The organism is uncultured Cetobacterium sp., from assembly GCF_945952365.1.
Taxonomy (GTDB): Bacteria; Fusobacteriota; Fusobacteriia; order Fusobacteriales; family Fusobacteriaceae; genus Cetobacterium_A.
Genome location: NZ_CAMFHX010000003.1, coordinates 91,983 through 112,303, shown reverse-complemented (window position 1 = coordinate 112,303; position 20,321 = coordinate 91,983). Strand labels below are relative to the sequence as shown.

Here is a 20,321-nt window from a genome sequence, read left to right as displayed (position 1 = left end):
AAAAATGAAATTTGAATATATACCTTATGGGGGATCTTTAATTCAGGGATTGAAAAAAGATCCCTCTGTTCTGTACATATTTTCTGATTACCCTTTAAAAAATAGTCAAAGAAAAGAGAGTAAAAGAAATATATTTGAGCCTGATCCAGTATATCTAACAATTGAAGAGTTTAAGGATATGGCTTTTAGAACAGATAAAATAGTCTTAAGTGAAGCAAAAAGATTTGTAAGTTTATATAACTATTTAAAAAAAGAGTTTAAAGAGATAAATATAAACAACTATTTTGAATCAATTGAGTTTTCAGATAAGTTTTTTAAATACTATACAGAGTTGAATCGTAGTTTATGTACAGAGTCAATTGAACTAGAGGAGTGGCAGAAAAAATATTTTCAAATATTTGAAAAATTTAAAGCTAAATATGATGTGTATTTAGAGGAAAAAAACTATATTCCAAAAGATTGGATTGAGAATTTAAAGTATCTGAATCTCTCATCTTTTAAAAAATATAAAAAAATTGTGTTTATAGATATAGTTAATTTTACACCTTTAGATAAAGTTATAATCTCAAAACTAAAAGAGTTTATAGAGGTAGTAATTAGAGTTCAAGGAGATTTTGGAGTTTTTGATGAGGAGAATTTAGAGTTAAAAGATGTTTATCTTCCTAAAGTTCAAAAAAATGAGATTTCGATTTTAGAGGTTCAAGATGAGCTAGAATTAATTGGAAACCTTTTAGATATAATGAAGATGAAAAATCATATGACAAATATATTTTCACCAGAAGCGGATAAAAACGAGTACTCTAAAATATTCCCAAATAATTTTAAAAGAGGAAGCTTCTATACAATAAATGATACGAAATTTTTTAAATTCTTAACAGCTCAAAGTGATTTGATATCTAGTTTAGAACCTAGGATGGACAATCTTATTCCTATAAAAAAGTTTTTAGAAGGGATAAGAGGTTTGGAGATGCAAGAGTACTACGGGATAGAAAAAGCTGATATAGAGTATATATATTCTAGAGTTGATTGGGATTATAAATATATTGGTGAAGAGGAAAATGAAAAAATAACTAAAATTTATCAAGATATTTTAAGAGTTTCAAAGTTTGAAAGTATAGATAGATTTATAGATTATTTTAATGAGTTATTTTCGTTAGAGATGTTCCGTGAAAAAATATATAAGGATTTTTATGATAAACTTCAAGAGTATATGGGGTATGCTAAGACAACAGAGATAATGCTAGAATCAAGTGAGATAAAAGGTTGTTTTAAAACTGGCGGAGATATATTAAAATTTTTACTACAATATTTTAATGATGTTGAGATTATTAGAAATGATAACAGTGAAGGTAAATATCTTATAAAACCTATGGAGAATTGTAAAGTTATTTTATCTAGAGAATCTATATTTATAAATATGAGTACAAGACATCTTCCAAAAATAAAAAGAGACTCTCTTTATCTGACAGAAAAACAAAAAAAAGAGAATGGGTTTACATACTATGAGAAAGAAAGAAAAGAGGAGAAATATCGATTCTACCAAAGCCTTTTAAAAAATAGATATAACATTTTAATCTATATAAAAAATGAAAACAGTGGCGAAGCAGTTTCACCTATTCTTTCTGAAGTTTTAAATAGATATAAGATAAATAGATTGGAAAAAACAGTTTATAGTGAGGATATTCTAGAAAGATTAAGAGCTTTAAAAACCGAGGAACTTCCAGAGTTTGTAGAGAGTAATCTATTAAAAGAGAAAGAGGACTTTAAAAATGCTGAACTGAGTATAGGACCATACGATTACGATACTTTAATGAAGTGTGAGTATAGATTCTATCTAAATAAACTTTGTTCGTTAGAAAGTTTTGAGAAAGAGGATACTTTGGGCTTATCACTTAAATTCTTAGGAACATATGTTCATGATGTTTTTGAAAAATTAACGGATAAGATGTGGAAAAAGATTTTAAATCTTTCAGACTATAGTGTGAGCTATGAAGAGGTTGAGGAGTTACTATACACTAGCTTCCGTAACAATAGAAAAAAAATACCTATCTATCTAGACAACTATTTTACAGGAATTTTGATACCACGTTTTGCTAGAAATATACTGAAGTTTTATAAAGAGATTGAAGATTTATATATAGAGAAAAAAGTAAAGCGTATAGAGAGTGAAAAAAATAGTAGAAAAGAGCCATTTTTGAAAAGTGATGTAGAAGTCACTTTAAGTGGAAGAGTCGATTTAGTTATTGAAACGACAACTAATAATCATATAATAGATTTTAAAACAGGAAGTAAGATAGATAACCAGCTAGATTTTTATAGTATTATGTTATATGGAGATGAAACAAAATCTCATAAATCAATCTATAATGCTTTTGAAGGAAAACTAGAAAACCAAGACAGAGTTAAGTTGACGAGGGAGATTTTAAAAGAGAGATTGGTAGAGTTCTTTAAAGAGGAAATTTACTCTTTAAGTGAGAAAAAAAGTGGTTGCCAATATTGTGAATATGGTGAGATATGTAGGAGGGAGTTCTAATGAAAGGGATAGTTTTAAAAGCTAGTGCTGGAACAGGAAAAACGTATAGACTATCTTTAGAGTATTTAGCTTCACTTTTAAAAGGTGAGAACTATAAAGATGTTCTTGTTATGACATTTACTAAAAAAGCAACTTCAGAGATTCAAGAGAGAGTTATTTTATTCTTAGAGGAGATGTATAGAGATAAAAACTCTGGGTTATATGAAAATTTAAAAAATCTATATCCAGAACTGGATTTATCAGTAGAAAATGTAAAAAAAGTTTATTATGAGGTTTTAGATAATAAAGATAGGTTGAAAATTTCAACGATAGATGGATTTATAAATAATATATTTAAAAACGTTATAGCTCCATATTTAAATATATTTTCATATGAAATCATAGATGACTCTGAAAATATAGAGATTTTATTGAAGTGTTTTGAAAAGATTGTAGAGGATAAATCTGAGTTTGATAGGTTCAAAATATTTTTACAAAATAGAACTGAAAGAGATATTGAAAAGTATTTAGATATACTTAGAAAATTGATAGACAATAGATGGAAGTTGATATTGATAGATCAATCTCAAAATTTGAAATCTAAAGATGGATATGATTCGACTATATCTATAGATAAGCTTATAAATCATCTGATTGCAACATTTACTGCTGTAAAAGAAAAGAAAAAGGATGGGAAGCCTCTAACTGATTATATGTCAAAAGTTATAAAATGGATTGTTGAAAAGGAAACTGCTCAGCATCTAGATCATCTTATTGAAAATTGGAATGAGATATTGAAAAGTGAAAAGTGCTGGGATGGAAGAAGAGTTAGAACAACAAAATCTATAGATTTAGATTGTGAGTTAGAGATCTTATCAAAAGCTTTTTCTGAACTGAAAGAGGAAGTTTCAAAAGAGGTTTTCAATAGAGAGATTTTGACTTTTGAAAAAGAGATTTTATACTTTATTCAAAATCTATACTCTATATATGATGAGATAAAGTTTGCTGATAAAAGGTTTACTCATTTAGATATAAGTAGCTATATGTTCCAATATATCGATAAGCCAGAGATAAATCTTATAAAAGATGGATATATAACTGAATATTTTAAAGATATTTTCGATAGCCAATTTAAAACTGTTTTTATTGATGAGTTTCAGGATACAAGTGTTCTTCAATGGAGAATTTTAAAAGGTCTTATAAATAGCTGTGAAAATCTGATATGTGTTGGAGATGAAAAGCAAAGTATATATGGTTGGAGAGGGGGAGAGAAAACTCTTTTTGAAAACCTACCAGATATAATTAGAGTTTCAGAAGAAACTATGAGTACTTCATATCGTAGTTGTAGACACATTGTAGATTTTACAAATAAGGTGTTTTCTGGTGTGTCAGAAACATATGATGATGTTGCAGAGCTAGAATCACACGATTATAAATGGAGTTTCACACCTGTAGATGGAAAAAGTGAGGAGCTTGGATATTTTGAAGTTTTAAGAAAAGAAGAGCTACTTCAAGATGAGGACGATGAGGATTTACCTGAGCCGATAGATTTTGGCAAAAAAGAAAAATCAACTGAAGAGCTTGAAGAGGAAAATATGATAGAAACTATGGTAGATTCTATAGAGGATAACTTTAGAGGAGATTATGGTGGAATAGGTATTATAGCTAGAAGTAACAAGCAATTGAATGAGATTGCAAACGCTTTAAGTGATAGGAAAATACCATTTATAATAGATTCGAATGACTCTATAATATATCATAGAGCTGTTAATCCCATATATAAGCTGTTAAAGTATACAGTGAATAGAGATATGTTTTCACTGCTAGAGTTTTTACGTAGTGATATAGTGAAAATAGGAAATATAGAGATGAAATACTTGCTTAAAGGATATTTAGAGGAGAGAGAGAGTCTGCCTGAAAACTTAAAAGAGGTAGTTAGAAGAGTAGATGAAATTTTAGAAAAAGGTTTAGAGAATAAAAACTTTGTTTTAGATGTAATAGAAAAGTTTAATATCTCAGAACACTTCTCAGGAAAATCAGATTTAAAAAATATATTTCAGTTTTTAGAGCTATCAAAAGAGCATGAAAACCTTTATGATTTTTATAGCTCGTTGAGTCAGGAGAAAAAAAATCCAAAGTTTAAACAGGTTTCTTTAGAGGAGGAATCGGCTATAACACTTTTAAGTATACATAAATCTAAAGGATTAGAGTTTGAAACTGTTTACTATTTCCATCAAGTACAGAGAAAAGGGTTAAATAGTGGAATTCAATTTCATATAGATTTTAAATCACCATTTAGTGAGATAGAAAACTATATATTTGTAGATAAAAAATATGAAAAAGTTTTACAATATTTAGATGGTAACTATAATTTTTTAAGAGAGTTAGAGATAAAAGAGGAGCAAGAGGAGATAAATAATATCTATGTTGCTCTTACAAGAGCTAAAAAAAATCTATTTTTAGTGCTGGGGAATAGTGAAAATAGATATTTAAAGAGCTCAATAGATGGACTATTGACCTTAAAATGTGGTAAAATTAGTAGAACTGAAAAAAATGAAGAGATTACTAGAGAGAAAAATATTGAACTATTAAATTCGATAGACTTTATTGAAAAAGAGATTGCAGAGTGTGAGCAGCCTAATAGAATGTTACTAGTTGATGTAATTACAGAGGAAAAAAGAAGAGTCGGAAATGCAATTCACTATTACTTAGAATTTATTATAAATAATAGTGAAGAGGAACATATCGAAGCAAAAGAGAGAACTTATTCAAAGCATGCATCTATAATAGGTGAGGAAAGATTGACAGAGATTTTAAATGGAGTTGAATTTAAAAACTTCTTTAGAGATAACCCAATTATATTTTCAGAGGAGTGGGATTATATATACCCAGAGTATGAGATATACCATGACGGAGAGCTGAAAAGAATAGATAGAATTATGATAAAAAAACCAACTAGAAGTAGTGAGGGAAGAATTCTTGTTGCCGATTATAAAACTGGAGGAATAAACCAAGCACAGTTAGATGAGTATATCACCATAGTAAAAGCTCATCTGAATAGCTTAGATGTATCTGAAGAGTATGTTGTTACGGGAGAATTTTTAGAGATAAAACTATAAATTAGAAAAATAAGAAGGGGGAACAGCGTGAAAAAGTCAGTATTAACAGGATTATTTTTTATGAGCTTAGTTTCATTTGGTGAAGAGGTAGTGGTATATGGACCCGAGTCAATGAAATGGATAGAGAGTTCAGCAGGAGCAATTTTTAAAGAGAAAACAGGAGTGGATATAAAGTTTATTCCAATAGATGGATTAATTCCTAGAATGAAGTTGGAAAAAAGAAATCCAAAGGCAGATATAGTAGTTGGATTAACAGATATAAACTACTTAGATGCTAAGAAAGATTCACTTATAAAAAATTATAAACCAAAAACAGCTTCAAATATAGTGAATAAGGATTTTATAATTGATAGTGAGTGGTCAGTAACTCCGATAGATTATGGAATGTTAGCCTTAAATTATAATTATGAAAAGCTAAATAAAGATTTAAAAACTTTCGAAGAGTTAAAAACATATTCAAAAGAGCTTTTAGTTCAAGATCCTAGAGGTTTTACAGGAGAAGGGTTTATGCTTTGGACAATAGCGGTTTATGGTGAAAATTGGCTGAAATTCTGGGAAGATTTAAAACCAGCTATTTTGACGACTTCATCAGGATGGTCGGACTCTTTTGCTAAGTTCTCAGTAGGAGAGGGAGCTATCATGAGTGGATATGCTTCAAGCTCACTTTACTTCTACCAAGATGGAAATGGAGATAAATATAAAAGTTATATTCCAGAAGAGGGCGGATATGTTTACATAGAAGGAGCTGCTTTAGTAAACAAAAAGAATATAAAAGAATCTTCGCAACAATTCTTAGATTTTATTTTAGAACCTGAGTTTCAAAAGTTAGCTCTTGAGAAAAATTATATGTTCCCAGTTATAGATTATAAGCTTCCTGAAGATTATAAACTTGTTCCAACAACAAATAAAATTGTGAAGTTAGATCCAGAGTATGTAGCTCAAAATATGGAGAGATGGAAAAAACAATTAGTAGAGGTATTGAAAAAATAATGAAAAAAAATAGAACCTATAGCTATATATATTTAGTTCTATGGGTAACACCTTTGATATTTTTTGTAAAAGATTTTTTCCAAATAAGTGAGATTGAAAGCTTAGATTATCTAGAGTATTTTAAACTTTTTAAAATCTCACTTCTTCAAGGGGTGGTTTCGGTATTTTTCTCAACAATAGTTGCATTGATACCAGCTTACTATATGAGTTACAGAAAAAATACTCTTACAAAAATTTTAGAAGGATTAATCTTTATTCCTTTTTTCTTTCCGACGATATCGACAGTAGTTGCTTTTACACTTCTGTTTAATCTTCCATTTTTAAGAGGTTTTAATATTTTATACAGCTTAAAAGCTATTGTATTTGCGAATGTATTTTATAATAGTCCAATTATGATAAAATATCTAAGTCAAGGAATGAGAAATATTCCGAGAAATGTTGTTGAAGCTGCTAAAATAGATGGACTAAATGAGATTGGAGTTTTCTTTAAAATAAAACTACCTTTAATATTTCCTCAAGTTTTTAGAGGAATGTTTTTAGTTTTCATATATACTTTTGCCTCTTTTGGTGTAGTTTTAGCCTTAGGAGGAATAAGGTATTCAAACTTTGAAGTTGAGATAGCAAATACTCTTTTAAGGGATGCAAACTTTACAAAGGCTTTAGTTCTAGGGGCATTTCAATTTCTATTTTTAATAGGTATAAATCTTTTAGGAGAACTTTACTCACCATATGAGTTAGAGGGAGATTTTCAGCAGAAAAAGGTTTCAATTGGAGTATTTATTTACTCTTTAGTATATCTGTTATTAGAGTTTTCAATAGTTTTAATAGGAGTGTTCTATGGGTTTTATAACTATTATACTGGACAGTTTTCATTAGAAGGATTCTTAAAACTTTTTAGTAGTGCTTTTAACTCATCATATCCTGTTTTAGAAGGAATTAGAAACTCTTTAATAATGGCATCTATAACGCCAATATTTGTAATAGTGTTTACATATCTACTTTTAAAAAATTTTACAAAGGTTAGTAGTGCCGTTGTATTTTCAACTATGGGATTTTCGAGTGCATTTTTAGGGATAGCTTTAATCTATTTAAATATACTTTACGATATAAAACTATGGGTACTTTTAATTGTAGGATATTTTTTAATAACAGTTCCAATTGCATATTCGTTTATGTATCAATATGTGAGAGAGTTTCCAAAAGATATTTTAGATTTAGCTAAGATAGATAGACTTTCACCGTTGAAAACTTTTTTATTGATTGAGTGTCCAATATTAAAAAATATATTTTTAGGAACATATCTACAGATATTTGCAATTATTCTAGGAGAGTTTACAATATCTTACTCGATGCAGTTAGGAAGAGATTTCCCAACGATTGCACTTGTAAACTATTCACTTTTTTCAGATAAAAAACTCTTAGAAGGAGCAGCACTATCATCTGTGAATATAATAATAGTGCTAGTATTGTTTTACGTATCAAATAAAATTACAGAAAAAGAATAGGGAGGGAAAATATGATAAATGCAATATGGTTAGGATTGATAATGATAGGAATTATTATCTCGATGTTTACAGGGAATGTTCAGGCTGTAACAGATTCAGTGATTTCATCATCAAAAACAGCAGTGGAAATAGCGATAGGTTTAGTGGGGATAATGTCTTTCTGGTTAGGACTTATGAAGGTAGCTGAAGAAGCTGGGCTTGTAAAAGCGCTAGGAAAAGGATTGAGACCTATTATGAAAAGATTGTTCCCAGAGATTCCAGAGGATCATCCAGCAGTTGGAAGTATAGTTGCAAATGTGGCAGCAAACTTCTTTGGGCTTGGAAATGCAGCAACACCTTTAGGAATAAAAGCTATGCAAGAGTTACAAGAGTTAAATGATAATAAAGATGAAGCAACAGATGCGATGGTTTTATTCTTAGCTATAAATACTTCATCAGTGACTTTAATCTCTTCAAGTGTAATAGCTTATAGAGCAGCTGCAAACTCAGCTAATGTAACAGAGATAATAGCTCCAACTATAATAGCAACAGTTATTTCAACTATTGTAGCGGTAGTTTCTTGTAAAGTTTTACAAAAGTTACCGACATTTAAAAGAGAGAAAGTTTCAAAAGATACAGTGGGAGGGGATAAGTAATGTTTACAGTTATAATGGAGAAGATATCACTATATGCAATTCCAGCCATAATTTTATTTATTTTATCTTATGCTTACTTTGTTAAAAAAGTAAAAGTGTATGAAGTTTTTTGTGAAGGAGCAAAAGAGGGATTCACAACTGCAATAAGAATTATTCCATTCTTAGTAGCAATGTTAGTAGGAATTGGAGTGTTTAGAAGTTCTGGAGCGATTGATGTAATAATAAAAGCGATAAACCCAGTTTTAGAGTTTATAGGAATGCCAGGGGAAGTTTTACCGATGGCTATAATGAGACCACTTTCTGGTGGTGGGTCTACTGGGATACTAAATGATATATTTATAACTCATGGACCAGATTCTTTAGCAGGAAGAATAGCTTCTGTTATGATGGGATCGACAGAGACAACATTCTACGTGTTAGCAGTTTATTTTGGTGCTGTAAGTATTAGGAAAACAAGACATGCTGTAGTAGCTGGATTATTGGCGGATATAGCTGGTATTTTAGCAGCGGTTTGGATTTGTAATCTAATGTTTGCTTAGAAGAGAGAATAAATATGAAAAAGTTAAAAAAAGGTGATACTATAGGATTAGTATCACCCGCTAATAGTGTTGATTTAGGAAAATTAAAAAGTGCAATAGAAAATTTAAAAAGTATTGGATTTAAAATTAAACTTGGAAAAAATGCCGATAAATCTTGGTACTCTTTTGCTGGAACGGATTTAGAAAGAGCAGAGGATATAAATGAGCTTTTCAAAGATGATGAAGTTGATGGAATTATGTGTGTTAGAGGTGGATATGGTGCTATTAGATTGTTAAATCTATTGGATTATGAGATGATTAAAAATAATCTAAAACCTTTTATTGGTTACAGTGATATAACCTCTTTACATATGGCTTTTTCTAAAAAGTGTAATCTGAAAACTTTTCATGGGCCAATGGCAGCGAGTAATTTTTCAGGAGATTATACAAAAGAAACTTTGAATCACTTTTTAAAAGTTATGGAAACGAATGATGATTACTATTTAGAAAATATTTCAAAAGAGTTGGGTTTTTATAACAAACTTTCTTCTAAGGGAGAGCTTGTTGGTGGAAACTTAGCAGTTTTAGTTTCTAGCTTAGGAACAGAGTTTGATTATGATTACTTTGGAAAAATTCTATTTTTAGAAGATATAGGTGAATCAACTTATAAAATTGATAGAATGTTATGGCAACTTAAAAATTTTGGAGTTTTTGATAAAGTTGCAGCAGTTATCTTGGGAGATTTTGCAAACTGTGAAAAATCTGCTGAGAGTGATATGTCTTTAAAAGAGGTGTTTGATAATCATTTTAAAGAGTTTGATAAGCCTGTTATTTTTGATTTAGAATCAGGGCATTGTAATTCAATGTTAACTTTAGAATTTGGAAAAATTTTAGAGATTGATGGAGATAAAAGAACTATCTTAGTAAAAAATAAAATATAGCAAAATAAAAAGAGAGTACATTTTAATTTCGTTTTGAGGAAAGTGTACTCTCTTTTTTATTGGAAATTATGAACGTTTAAAGTAGAAAGCTGATAGAATTAAGTTAGCACCACTAAATAGTATGTACCAAGCTACACAAAGAGTAATAAAACGTTGTGAGATAAATGGTAAAGCTACTAAAAGAATTCCAAAAAGTATATCTGTAATTCCAGGATTTAAACTAAATTTAACTGAATCAGGAAAAGTTTTACGATTGAAAATAGTATTTATAAACATAAAAATACCTTTAAAAATCATAAATATTCCAGCATATATAATCATATAAAGTTGACTTAAAAAAGGTTGACTAAATAAAGATATTGAAATAACAATTTCAAGAACTCCTATGAAGATATATAATCCCCAATGAAAATGTGGCACTTTTCTAAATTGAAAACCTTTTATAAAATTTTTAATACCACTTACAAAGAAAAATGCTGCTAAAATATCAACAATATATACAGAGAAAGTAGTGGGAGTAAAAATACCAAAAATACCAACTAAAGTAAAAAGTATCCCTGTGAATAAAAGATATCTAAAGATTTTTTTATCAAAATTTTCCATAATAAAGCCTCCTAAGTTTAAGGGTAAAATAATATCTATGCTTATATATTCTAAATAAAATAAAAATCTCCTTTAATAATATTAATTTTTCAAAGTATGTCAAACAGAGAACGTTTATCAATTGTATATATATTTAGTTTATATACGATATATTATTTATATATTTGAAAAAGTGTTTTTTTGGAAGTATACTTGTGCTAGGATGATCTATAAAAATATTGAGGAGGGATTTAAATGTTTGAATATCAATTTAATATGGCAGAGACATTAGCGACGGCAGTAGTTTTGTTATTAGTTGGAAGATGGATAAAGAAAAAAGTTTACTTTTTTGAAAAGTTTTTCATACCAGCGCCTGTAATTGGTGGAGTTATATTTTCTATACTTACATTAATCGGTAGAAACACTGAACTATTTTCATTTTCGTTCGATGCCTCATTAAAAGATTTATTGATGATAGCCTTCTTTACCACAATAGGATTTTTAGCAAGTTTAAAACTTCTTAAAAAAGGTGGAATTCAAGTATTCATATTTTTATGTGTGGCAAGTATTTTAGTAATAATTCAGAATTTAGTAGGCGTAAGTTTAGCTAAATTCTTTGGACTTCATCCGCTTTTAGGAATAGCCGCAGGTTCTGTTCCACTTACGGGAGGACATGGGACATCAGGAGCCTTTGGTCCTGTTTTAGAGGCAGCTGGAGCAACGGGAGCTATGTCAGTAGCAATAGCCTCAGCAACTTTTGGATTAGTTGCAGGATGCATGATAGGAGGACCTGTTGCAAAAAGATTGATGCAGCGTTATGGATTGGTTGGTCATAAAGAAGAGGAGTTTTTAATTTCAGAGGAGAACTCAAAAGAGGTTCTAAAGGAAGAGGTTACAGAGGATAAACTTTTCCATGCGATTGTATATATAGTTATATCTATGGGAATAGGTGGATTGATGATTCCAGTGGCAAAAAAAGTTGGAGTTGTTTTACCAGCATATATTGGCCCTATGTTAGTTGCAGCAATAATAAGAAATGTTGTAGATACAAAGGATACAGAGTTACCACTACACACAATAAATATAGTGGGGAATATATCTTTACAACTATTTTTAGCGATGGCTTTGATGTCAATGAAGCTTTGGGAGTTAGCAGCGTTAGCAGTTCCATTGATAGTAATTTTACTAGTTCAAACAGTGATAATGGCTCTTTATGCATACTTCGTAACATTTAGAATTATGGGGAAAGATTATGATGCAGCAGTTATGTCTTCTGGTCATTGTGGATTTGGAATGGGAGCAACACCAAATGCAATGGCAAATATGGAGTCATTTACAGCAGCTAATGGTCCATCACCAACAGCGTTCTTTGTTCTTCCTTTAGTTGGTGCACTATTTATAGATTTTACAAATGCTTCTATAATAACAGTTTTTATAAATATATTTGGAAAGTAAAATAGCTTTTTGGGGAGGGTTAGAATGAAAATTGGTGTTTTTGATTCTGGAGTTGGAGGGTTAAGTGTTTTAAAACAAATTAAAGAGAAGATAGATTTTGCAGATGTAATCTATTATGGAGATAGTTTAAACTCACCTTATGGAAGTAAAAGTGTTGAAGAGATACAAAAGCTATGTTTAAAGATTGCGGAATTTTTAATTGATAATAGAGTTAATATTATTGTAGTAGCTTGTAATACAGCTACAGCAGCGGCATTAGAAACGTTAAAGGAAAGGTTTACAAGTGTTCCAATAATAGGTGTTGTAGAGCCAGGAGCAGCGATAGCTATAAAAGAAAGTAAAAATAAAAAGATTGGAGTTTTATCAACACCTCTAACAGCGAAAAGTAAAGTTTATGAAAAAGCTATAAAAAAAATAAATCCAAAATCTGAAGTGTTTCAAAAAGGTTGTGAACTGCTTTGTCCTATGATTGAAAGAGGATGGGAAAGTTCAGAGAAAAATTTGAATCTATTAAAAGAGTATATTCATCAGCTTCCAGAAGAGATTGATACGTTGGTATTAGGTTGTACTCATTATCCTCTGATAAGAGATGATATAGAGATTTTGATAGATAAAAAAATAGTTGATCCTGCAGAAGAGGTCGCGATGCAAGTTTTGTTTGAACTGAATAAGTTGGCTTTAAGAACTGGATTTAAAAAAGAAAAAAAAGAAAAAATTAAAGTAGATTATTTTGTAAGTGGAGATATAGAGATTTTTAAAAAGGTTGGAGAAAGATTTTTAGGAGAAAAACTTTCAAATGTGTATCAACCTTTAACAGATTAAAAGGATGGCGGTGATAAAAAATATCACCGTCATTTTTTTAAGAAAAAATAGATTAAAGAAAAGAAAGAGTGATTAATTTTAGTATAATAAATCAACGGATATGGTATTGTGAGGAGGATAAAGTTATGAATAATTTAGCAGAAGAAAAATTAAAATCAGTTTATAAAGTACAACCGTATTTGGTTTATATAGACAGTATATTTTATATTTCTGGATCTGTAATACCAGTTGATGAGTTTAGAAGATATGTTGACAATATAAACTATGTAAAAAATCATATTGAAGTTTTAGAAATGTATGAGAATTATAGCAAAAATAGATTGCATCTATTTTTCGAAAGTTATATCTCAATATTTTCAGCAAAAGATATAAAGAATTATATTAATGAGATTTTTAAGGGAAGATTGATAATAAATCGTTCTGATTTATTGGAAGGATTAGAGAATTATAATATTTTGAATGAGGAGTTTATAGATTGTTATATAGATCGTTCAGTTTATTTTGATCACATATCAGATAGAGTCAAAAAAAACTTCTTAATAGATGATTTTGAATGAAAACTTACAAAAAATGAACAAAAAAACTTGAAATTAATTAAGGGATGTGATATATTATAGATAATACGGGGGTATTAGATTTTTAAAAAAAGGCAACTTTAAATGTTTTTACATTGAAAGGTGCCTTTTTAGTTTTCTATTTTTTTACTTCATTTTAAAATATATTTTTATAAAGAGTTTCATCTGGAATCATATCTCTATCAACTTCAACCTCAATATGTACCGGTAGATTTTTTCCTGATTCATTTTGAGCGTATTTAGCCATATCAGCCATTAAAGTTTCAAGCTTAGATTTATCTATTTTTTCAAACTCCTCTTTTCTTCCAACACCTTTAAGTTCTAGTTTGATCTCTATTTTTTCGTGGTCTAAATCCACATCGAATTCATGTACATTAACTGTTGTGACATCATCAGTTAAAATAGGAAATCTACTCATAAGTCCCACCTCAATCATATCCTCTTTAGAATTAGCAAATGATGTTAATGATAAAAGAAGTGTTAGTCCTAAAACTATTTTTTTCATATAAATCCCTCCTATATTTTAATGCTCCTATCTATTATTCTCAAAATATATTGGTTTCCTTTTATAAAAATAAAAAGAAATAAAAAAACTCCTTTTGGGGAAAAGGAGTTTTTATTAACACGGGGGAGTGTTAAAATAAAAAGATTAAAATAGATTTTGGGGGGTATATAGATCTATTCAATCAAATTCGGTTTCAAAGATATAGTACTATAAAAGGATGAGAATGTCAAATATGTTTTTTTATAGAAAAGTTTTTTAAAATAAGTGTATAAAAATTGAACTTCATAAATAAAATTTAAACAAATAAAAGGAGTGGATTTATAATCCACTCCTAAATATTTTATGCTACTTTTACAGAAGATACAAGAAAGAACTCTTCGCCATCATATTCAGCTCTTTCAACAGAAAGTTTGATATTTTGACTTAAATTAGGACTTTCTAAAATGAAATAACAATTTTTATTCTCTTCATTTAGTGTTAATTGAAACTCAGCACGTAAAAGTGAGAATATATCATCTTCAAGCTCCATAATAGTGTATTCAAAATCTTCCATTAAAAGGTAAAGGGTATCTGCAAAACTTATTGCATCTTTCATTAATTCCTCCATATTTATATTAATTTTATATTGTTGCTTAATTAACTATTTAAATAGTGTAAAAGATATATTCCAAACCGATCAAGTTTGTAACGGTTTTCTCTTGAGCTATCCTTTATAATTAGCTCTTCTCTAAAGAGAATTTCATAATCCATATGATAGTATTCCTCTTTTATAGGAAGTAGGATATCAGTAATCTCAATTTTTTTAGTACTACTGTGCAGTTGTTTAAAGTTGTTTTCAATATCATTTTTTTGTGTTTTATAGCACTCTTTAAGGATATCGTAACATCTTTCTGGTAATCTTTCTTTAAGATAGAAAAAATATTCTCTGTAATACATAATGGCCTCCCAAGTAATTGAAATAGATTTCACAACGTATATACTAAAAATAAATTTAAATCCTTTTATTTTTATACCATATAAAGAATAGAGATAATTAGAATCAGTAATCCTGGAATTACCACTTTTTCAGATTCAAAAAGATAGTATCCTGGTCCATCATCCTCTTCACTCTCTTTTATTTGAGCTGGATGAAAACTATTTAATAAAGAGTCTATAAACTCATCCTCTGAAAGTTTTTTATCTTTCAGTTCATCAGGATCTAACTCTCTAAAATTTAAAAAAGTAAATTTTAAAACTCTTTGCTTTCTTGTATTAATAAAATCTTCACCTAAAATAAGAGTTTTTTCTAATGATTCATCGCTATTTTCAATAAATTTTGGTTTCAAATTAAAATTTATAAGCATTTCAGGTTTAATATTCCCATAAAGATTTTCAAAAAAATTCTTTTCTGTACTATTCAGTAAATCTCTTCCTCTGATTCCAGTGTCGTGTTGTTCTATAGGTTTTTCTTTTGATATATCCATATTTTTTTCCCAAACATAAAATTTTTCTTGTAAACTAATAAGATGATATCCATCTTTAGGAAATATTTTTTTTAATTGTTCAACCAATTTAACCGATTCAATTGTGACTTGCCTATCCATCATTTCTCCTTCTATTTATTAAAACTACTTTAACTATACACTTTTTGAAATAAGAGGTCAATAATTTAAAATAGGTTATAAAATTATTTGAGTTAAATCAGAAGAATTTAAAAAATCATAAGGAAATATAAGTATACCTTGATTTGAATCTAAATCTAAATTATATCCTAAATCTTGAGCAGTTTTATAAAATAAAAACCAAACAAACTTAGAACAATAAAAATCACTATCTTTCTTTTTGAAAAAGGATGTTCGATATTTTCCATAGCCATAGGTTTGAATATTTTTCAGAAATTGCTTTTCAAAAGCTTTGTCAAAATGTTTATATCTGAGAACAATCACTTTTCTAGATGGTTCATTCAACCAAGCATTTACACTTATTGTATAGTAATCTTTTCCAGGCATAGGAAAATCGCCTATACGATTATCGCTAATCATAACAGAGCTATGTCCAAGCCAAGATAAAGGATCTGTAAGAAGTTTATCTTTAACAATAATATCTCCAGTTTTTAATTTATAAGAGTTGTTAATTGCTAGTTGAGATGATTGCCATCTATATTCATTAGAAGAACATCCGATAATCGTATAGACTAAAAATAAAAAGAAAAAATATTTTTTTAAAAAATTCAAATTCATAAAGTTATCTCCTTTTATAAATTAATAATTTTCAACATATTTTAAAAACTCTTTTATATGAGGTCTTAAAGCCTTTTCTTTCAAATAAACCAAATAAATATATCTTTTCAAATCTAAATCTTTAATTGATATTTGAACTAAATTCTTATTTTCTATCAACGATGTTTTAGCAATAACAGCAATTCCAAAATTTTGTGAAACCAATCCAATTATTCCCTGCTCATTTTCCGCTTCGAAACTTATTGTTGGTTTTATATTGTGATGTTCAAAAGCTTTTGATAAAAAACGTCCCATTCCGCTTTCTTTAAAATAACTAATAAGATCGTAGTTTTGGAGCTCTTTAATTTCAATTTCAGTTTTAGTTGCCAATTTATGATTTTTAGGAACAATCAATACTATTTTTTGTTCAATCAAAGGTATGAAATTTAAAGTGGGTTCATTTCCAACTTTTGAGCAAAATCCAATATCATATTCATCAGCTTTAATTTTCTTTATGATATCAAAAGTCAAATCCTGCTTTAAAGTAAAATTAACATCTTTATTCTGTGGGTTTTCTAAATATTCTTTAACTAATTTAGGAATATAAGAGGTTGAAAGTGGAAAAACATAGGCAAGTTTTATCATTGAAGAGTTGAGTTTTTTTAATTTATTGATGCCCTCTTCTAAAACATCTAATGAGTTTTCGACATAATTTAAAAACATCTCTCCATGTTCAGTTAGTTTTATATTTCTACCAACCTTTTTAAAAAGAGAAATTGATAATTCTTTTTCCAAATTTGCTATGGCAGCACTAAGACTTGGCTGTGAAACGTTTAATTTTTGAGCAGCTAGGTTATAGTGTTCTAGTTTAGCGATAGTTTTAAAGTAATACAATTGGTTCAAATTCATAATAACCTCCATAACATCTTTACTTTGTTTTATCATACCATAATTAATAGAAAAAAACTATCGATTTTCAAAAAATTAGTATTAGATTTATTTTTTATAAAACAATATAATGAGTTATCAAAAGCAAGCTTGTTATTAAGAATAAAGGGAAAGGTAGAGGAAATGATACAAACAGTTGAAATAAAAAATATGAAATTAGGTGAGGGTATTCCTAAAATATGTATACCATTGGTAGCAAAAACTAAAACTGAAATACTAGAATATGCAAAAAACTTAGAGGGTGTAACTTTAGATGTTGTAGAGTTAAGAATTGACCATTTTGAAAAAGTTGAAAATATAGAGGCAGTTATTGATCTTTTAAAATCATTGAGAGAGATTTTAAAAGAAACTCCGATTCTATTTACATTCAGAAGTTTAAAAGAGGGTGGAGAAAAAGAACTTAGCATAGCGCAGTATGTAAAGTTAAATTGTGAAGTTGCTAAAAGTAGATTAGTAGATTTAGTAGATGTAGAGTTATTCTCTGGAGATGAATATGTAAAAGAGATAATTGAAGTAGCTCATTCTGAAGGAGTAAAAGTAATAATGTCAAATCATGACTTCTTTAAAACTCCAGAAAAAAATGTAATTATTGAAAGATTAGTTAGAATGCAAGAGTTAGGTACAGATGTTGCTAAGATTGCAGTTATGCCAAATACATTGAAGGATGTGTTAGTTCTTTTAGAAGCAACACTAGAGATGAAAGAAAATCATGCTAAAGTTCCAGTGGTAACTATGTCAATGGGTGGAAAAGGAGTTATCTCAAGAGTTGCTGGAGAGATTTTTGGTTCAGCACTTACTTTCGGAGCAGTTAATAAAGTATCAGCACCAGGACAACTAGAAGCTAAAAAATTAGTTACAATTTTAGAAACTTTACACGAAGCTTTATAAAATATAAAATTCAAATTTTAGGAGGAAAAAATGGCAGAAAGAATAACAGGACATACAGAGTTAATAGGATTAATTGCATATCCAATAAGACATTCAAGCTCACCAGCTATGCATAATGAGGCTTTTGCTAAATTAGGATTAGATTACGCTTACTTAGCTTTTGAGGTTGGAAATGAAGAGTTAGAAAATACAATAAAAGGATTTAGAGCGATGGATGTTCGTGGATGTAATGTATCTATGCCTAATAAAACTATTGTACATAAATACTTAGATAAAATATCACCAGCAGCTGAACTTTGTGGAGCAGTAAATACTGTTGTAAATGATAATGGAGTTTTAACTGGGCATATAACAGATGGTATCGGTTGTATGTATGGATTAAAAGATGCTGGTGTAGATGTTATTGGAAAGAAAATAACTATTGTTGGAGCTGGTGGAGCAGCAACAGCTATTCAAGTTCAAGCAGCTTTAGATGGTGTAGCTGAAATTTCTATCTTCAATAAAAAAGATAAGTTCTTCGAAAACGCTGAAAAAACAGTAAAAAAACTTAAAGAGAAAACAAACTGTGTTGTAAACCTTTATGATTTAAATGATTTAAATAGATTAAAAGAGGAGATTGCTTCGAGTATGCTTTTAATAAACGCTACTGGAATGGGAATGAAACCTTTAGAAGGTATGACATTTATTCCTGATAAATCATACTTGAGACCTGATTTAGTAGTTTTAGATATTGTTTACTCTCCAAGAGAAACAGCACTATTAAAATTAGCTAATGAAGCTGGATGTAGAACTTTAAATGGATTAGGTATGATGTTATTCCAAGGTGCTGCAGCTTTCGAATTATGGACTGGAAAAAAGATGCCAATTGAGCATATGAAAGAAGTTTTAGATATCAAATACTAATAAAAATAAAGTTATAGAAGGAATGATTTATGAAAGAAAAGAGATTCAACATATTATACTTAACGGCTTTTTGTATATATATAAACTACTTTATACATGGAATAGGTGTTTCAATTTTAGCTCAAAATACAAATTTTTTACAAGCTCAGTGGAATACTAATCATTCAACAATTCTATATATCATTTCAGCTATGGGAATAGGAAGATTTGTAGTTCTTCCTATTTCCGGAGCTATCTCTGATAAATTCGGAAGAAGAGTCACTATTCTCAGTGGAATGATTTTATATGCATTGTTCTTTGCTTTAATATATAATGCTCCTAATGCAAAAGTAGCCTTTTTCATAGCTATACTTGGTGGAGTAGCTAACTCGTTTTTTGATACTGGATGTATACCAGCAGTTCTTGAAATTTTATCAGCTTCAACAGGATTTGCTAGTATTTTAACGAAACTATTTATTTCAATCGGACAATATATGTTACCGATATTTGTGGGATACTTAGCTGGAAATCATTTGAACTATGGATATTCATTTTTACTTTGTGTAGCACTATTGATTATAAATGGTATAGCTCTTATGTTTTTACCGTTTCCTAAAAGTGAAGTGGCAAAACCAAAAGATGAAACTTCAGTAGATGAGAAAAATACAAAAGCAAATTTCTTTAAAGATGGATTAGCAATTATTTTGATAGGATTTACTTCAACAGCTACTTTCCAAATATTTTTAAATGTTAATAAAGCATATGCTATGACGGTTCTTGGAATGACAGAAAGTATGGCTGGAAAAATACAATCATATTATGCTTTGGGTTCAATTTTAGCAGTGCTAATAACTGCAGTTTTAGTTAAAAAATGGATTAAACCAGTTAATTTCCTATTTATCTATCCACTAATTTCAGCAATAACACTATTTACAATATTTATAACAAAAAGTGAAGTTATTTGTATAGCTGGTGGATTTATAATTGGATTTACAGCAGCAGGTGGAGTACTTCAGTTAACTGTTGCAACAATGATTGATTTATTCCAAGGTTCGAAAGGGAAAATGACAAGTTTAGTTATGTTGTCATCAAGTATAGCAACATTCTCAACAACTGCAATGGCAGGAGTAATAACAAATAATTTTGGTATCGAATATACACTTCTATTTGCAGGAATGATAACAATGATAGGAGTACTTGTAGCTATCTTTGTAAATATAAGATATTACAAATTAAATAAGTAAGG

General features: G+C 29.0%; 20 protein-coding genes. 13 read left to right on the top strand and 7 right to left on the bottom strand.

Features of this window, described 5'->3' with window-relative positions; all coding sequences use genetic code 11:
• Positions 1-4 precede the first annotated feature (4 nt).
• From Q0O83_RS01835 to Q0O83_RS01805, 7 genes are read left to right on the top strand one after another with little or no spacing between them, the layout of a single operon-like run.
• Entirely contained in the window at positions 5-2,533 is a 2,529-nt protein-coding gene (locus Q0O83_RS01835) for a PD-(D/E)XK nuclease family protein (protein ID WP_294093602.1), read from the top strand.
• Positions 2,533-5,631: a UvrD-helicase domain-containing protein gene (locus tag Q0O83_RS01830; RefSeq protein WP_294093600.1), complete on the top strand. Its 3,099-nt coding sequence runs from the start codon at positions 2,533-2,535 to the stop codon at positions 5,629-5,631. The genes Q0O83_RS01835 and Q0O83_RS01830 overlap by 1 nt, the downstream gene beginning before the upstream one ends.
• 27 nt (positions 5,632-5,658) lie before the next feature.
• Entirely contained in the window at positions 5,659-6,621 is a 963-nt protein-coding gene (locus tag Q0O83_RS01825; protein ID WP_294093598.1) for a thiamine ABC transporter substrate-binding protein, read from the top strand.
• Positions 6,585-8,126 (top strand): ABC transporter permease subunit, encoded by a 1,542-nt coding sequence (locus tag Q0O83_RS01820; protein WP_294093596.1) that lies wholly within the window; start codon positions 6,585-6,587, stop codon positions 8,124-8,126. Before Q0O83_RS01825 ends, Q0O83_RS01820 begins: the two co-directional genes overlap by 37 nt.
• 11 nt (positions 8,127-8,137) lie before the next feature.
• Entirely contained in the window at positions 8,138-8,761 is a 624-nt protein-coding gene (locus Q0O83_RS01815; RefSeq protein ID WP_294093594.1) for a nucleoside recognition domain-containing protein, read from the top strand.
• Complete coding sequence (locus tag Q0O83_RS01810; RefSeq protein ID WP_294093593.1) at positions 8,761-9,300, top strand: spore maturation protein; 540 nt, start codon at positions 8,761-8,763, stop codon at positions 9,298-9,300. Before Q0O83_RS01815 ends, Q0O83_RS01810 begins: the two co-directional genes overlap by 1 nt.
• A 14-nt stretch (positions 9,301-9,314) precedes the next feature.
• A complete protein-coding gene (locus tag Q0O83_RS01805) occupies positions 9,315-10,220 on the top strand; it encodes an LD-carboxypeptidase (protein WP_294093590.1) in 906 nt (301 codons plus the stop codon).
• A gap of 66 nt (positions 10,221-10,286) precedes the next feature.
• On the opposite strand, the gene Q0O83_RS01800 is transcribed toward Q0O83_RS01805, so the two are convergent.
• Positions 10,287-10,823: a DUF308 domain-containing protein gene (locus tag Q0O83_RS01800; protein ID WP_294093588.1), complete on the bottom strand. Its 537-nt coding sequence runs from the start codon at positions 10,821-10,823 to the stop codon at positions 10,287-10,289.
• A 234-nt stretch (positions 10,824-11,057) separates the two neighbouring features.
• On the opposite strand from Q0O83_RS01800, the gene gltS reads away from it, so the two are divergent.
• The 3 genes from gltS to Q0O83_RS01785 all read left to right on the top strand — a co-directional run bounded on the left by gltS (position 11,058) and on the right by Q0O83_RS01785 (position 13,636).
• Positions 11,058-12,257 (top strand): sodium/glutamate symporter, encoded by a 1,200-nt coding sequence (gene gltS / locus Q0O83_RS01795; protein WP_294093586.1) that lies wholly within the window; start codon positions 11,058-11,060, stop codon positions 12,255-12,257.
• 24 nt (positions 12,258-12,281) lie between these two features.
• The gene (gene murI / locus Q0O83_RS01790; RefSeq protein WP_294093584.1) at positions 12,282-13,079 is read left to right on the top strand and encodes a glutamate racemase; all 798 of its coding nucleotides are present in this window, start codon (positions 12,282-12,284) and stop codon (positions 13,077-13,079) included.
• 125 nt (positions 13,080-13,204) lie between these two features.
• Positions 13,205-13,636, top strand: a complete 432-nt coding sequence (locus tag Q0O83_RS01785; protein WP_294093581.1) for a hypothetical protein — start codon at positions 13,205-13,207, stop codon at positions 13,634-13,636.
• A gap of 154 nt (positions 13,637-13,790) precedes the next feature.
• Here Q0O83_RS01785 and Q0O83_RS01780 read toward each other — a convergent pair whose 3' ends face one another.
• The 6 genes from Q0O83_RS01780 to Q0O83_RS01755 form a co-directional block, all read right to left on the bottom strand.
• Entirely contained in the window at positions 13,791-14,159 is a 369-nt protein-coding gene (locus tag Q0O83_RS01780) for a hypothetical protein (protein ID WP_294093579.1), read from the bottom strand.
• Between the two features lie 340 nt (positions 14,160-14,499).
• Entirely contained in the window at positions 14,500-14,754 is a 255-nt protein-coding gene (locus tag Q0O83_RS01775) for a hypothetical protein (protein WP_294093577.1), read from the bottom strand.
• Between the two features lie 41 nt (positions 14,755-14,795).
• Positions 14,796-15,095, bottom strand: coding sequence for a hypothetical protein (locus tag Q0O83_RS01770; protein ID WP_294093574.1), 300 nt, complete (start codon positions 15,093-15,095; stop codon positions 14,796-14,798).
• Positions 15,096-15,166: 71 nt separating this feature from the next.
• The gene (locus Q0O83_RS01765; RefSeq protein ID WP_294093572.1) at positions 15,167-15,742 is read right to left on the bottom strand and encodes a hypothetical protein; all 576 of its coding nucleotides are present in this window, start codon (positions 15,740-15,742) and stop codon (positions 15,167-15,169) included.
• Positions 15,743-15,817: 75 nt separating this feature from the next.
• A complete protein-coding gene (locus tag Q0O83_RS01760; RefSeq protein ID WP_294093570.1) occupies positions 15,818-16,378 on the bottom strand; it encodes a hypothetical protein in 561 nt (186 codons plus the stop codon).
• Positions 16,379-16,399: 21 nt separating this feature from the next.
• Positions 16,400-17,266 (bottom strand): LysR family transcriptional regulator, encoded by an 867-nt coding sequence (locus Q0O83_RS01755; protein ID WP_294093568.1) that lies wholly within the window; start codon positions 17,264-17,266, stop codon positions 16,400-16,402.
• Positions 17,267-17,428: 162 nt separating this feature from the next.
• Here Q0O83_RS01755 and aroD point away from each other — a divergent pair, with 162 nt between their 5' ends.
• From aroD to Q0O83_RS01740, 3 genes are read left to right on the top strand one after another with little or no spacing between them, the layout of a single operon-like run.
• Positions 17,429-18,193, top strand: coding sequence for a type I 3-dehydroquinate dehydratase (gene aroD, locus Q0O83_RS01750; RefSeq protein ID WP_294093565.1), 765 nt, complete (start codon positions 17,429-17,431; stop codon positions 18,191-18,193).
• Positions 18,194-18,223: 30 nt separating this feature from the next.
• Entirely contained in the window at positions 18,224-19,096 is an 873-nt protein-coding gene (locus Q0O83_RS01745) for a shikimate dehydrogenase (RefSeq protein WP_294093563.1), read from the top strand.
• Between the two features lie 29 nt (positions 19,097-19,125).
• A complete protein-coding gene (locus Q0O83_RS01740; protein WP_294093561.1) occupies positions 19,126-20,319 on the top strand; it encodes an MFS transporter in 1,194 nt (397 codons plus the stop codon).
• The last annotated feature ends 2 nt before the right edge of the window (positions 20,320-20,321 follow it).

Excerpts from the sequence above, each read along its gene's own strand:
- Q0O83_RS01835 (WP_294093602.1), top strand. The coding sequence starts at position 5 with ATGAAATTTGAATATATACCTTATGGGGGATCTTTAATTCAGGGATTG.
- Q0O83_RS01740 (WP_294093561.1), top strand. The coding sequence starts at position 19,126 with ATGAAAGAAAAGAGATTCAACATATTATACTTAACGGCTTTTTGTATA.
- Q0O83_RS01770 (WP_294093574.1), bottom strand. The coding sequence starts at position 15,095 with ATGTATTACAGAGAATATTTTTTCTATCTTAAAGAAAGATTACCAGAA.
- Q0O83_RS01820 (WP_294093596.1), top strand. The coding sequence starts at position 6,585 with ATGGAAAAAACAATTAGTAGAGGTATTGAAAAAATAATGAAAAAAAAT.
- Q0O83_RS01765 (WP_294093572.1), bottom strand. The coding sequence starts at position 15,742 with ATGGATAGGCAAGTCACAATTGAATCGGTTAAATTGGTTGAACAATTA.
- Q0O83_RS01755 (WP_294093568.1), bottom strand. The coding sequence starts at position 17,266 with ATGAATTTGAACCAATTGTATTACTTTAAAACTATCGCTAAACTAGAA.
- Q0O83_RS01785 (WP_294093581.1), top strand. The coding sequence starts at position 13,205 with ATGAATAATTTAGCAGAAGAAAAATTAAAATCAGTTTATAAAGTACAA.
- murI (WP_294093584.1), top strand. The coding sequence starts at position 12,282 with ATGAAAATTGGTGTTTTTGATTCTGGAGTTGGAGGGTTAAGTGTTTTA.
- Q0O83_RS01800 (WP_294093588.1), bottom strand. The coding sequence starts at position 10,823 with ATGGAAAATTTTGATAAAAAAATCTTTAGATATCTTTTATTCACAGGG.
- Q0O83_RS01745 (WP_294093563.1), top strand. The coding sequence starts at position 18,224 with ATGGCAGAAAGAATAACAGGACATACAGAGTTAATAGGATTAATTGCA.
- Q0O83_RS01780 (WP_294093579.1), bottom strand. The coding sequence starts at position 14,159 with ATGAAAAAAATAGTTTTAGGACTAACACTTCTTTTATCATTAACATCA.
- Q0O83_RS01810 (WP_294093593.1), top strand. The coding sequence starts at position 8,761 with ATGTTTACAGTTATAATGGAGAAGATATCACTATATGCAATTCCAGCC.
- gltS (WP_294093586.1), top strand. The coding sequence starts at position 11,058 with ATGTTTGAATATCAATTTAATATGGCAGAGACATTAGCGACGGCAGTA.
- Q0O83_RS01760 (WP_294093570.1), bottom strand. The coding sequence starts at position 16,378 with ATGAATTTGAATTTTTTAAAAAAATATTTTTTCTTTTTATTTTTAGTC.
- Q0O83_RS01815 (WP_294093594.1), top strand. The coding sequence starts at position 8,138 with ATGATAAATGCAATATGGTTAGGATTGATAATGATAGGAATTATTATC.
- Q0O83_RS01775 (WP_294093577.1), bottom strand. The coding sequence starts at position 14,754 with ATGAAAGATGCAATAAGTTTTGCAGATACCCTTTACCTTTTAATGGAA.
- aroD (WP_294093565.1), top strand. The coding sequence starts at position 17,429 with ATGATACAAACAGTTGAAATAAAAAATATGAAATTAGGTGAGGGTATT.
- Q0O83_RS01830 (WP_294093600.1), top strand. The coding sequence starts at position 2,533 with ATGAAAGGGATAGTTTTAAAAGCTAGTGCTGGAACAGGAAAAACGTAT.
- Q0O83_RS01805 (WP_294093590.1), top strand. The coding sequence starts at position 9,315 with ATGAAAAAGTTAAAAAAAGGTGATACTATAGGATTAGTATCACCCGCT.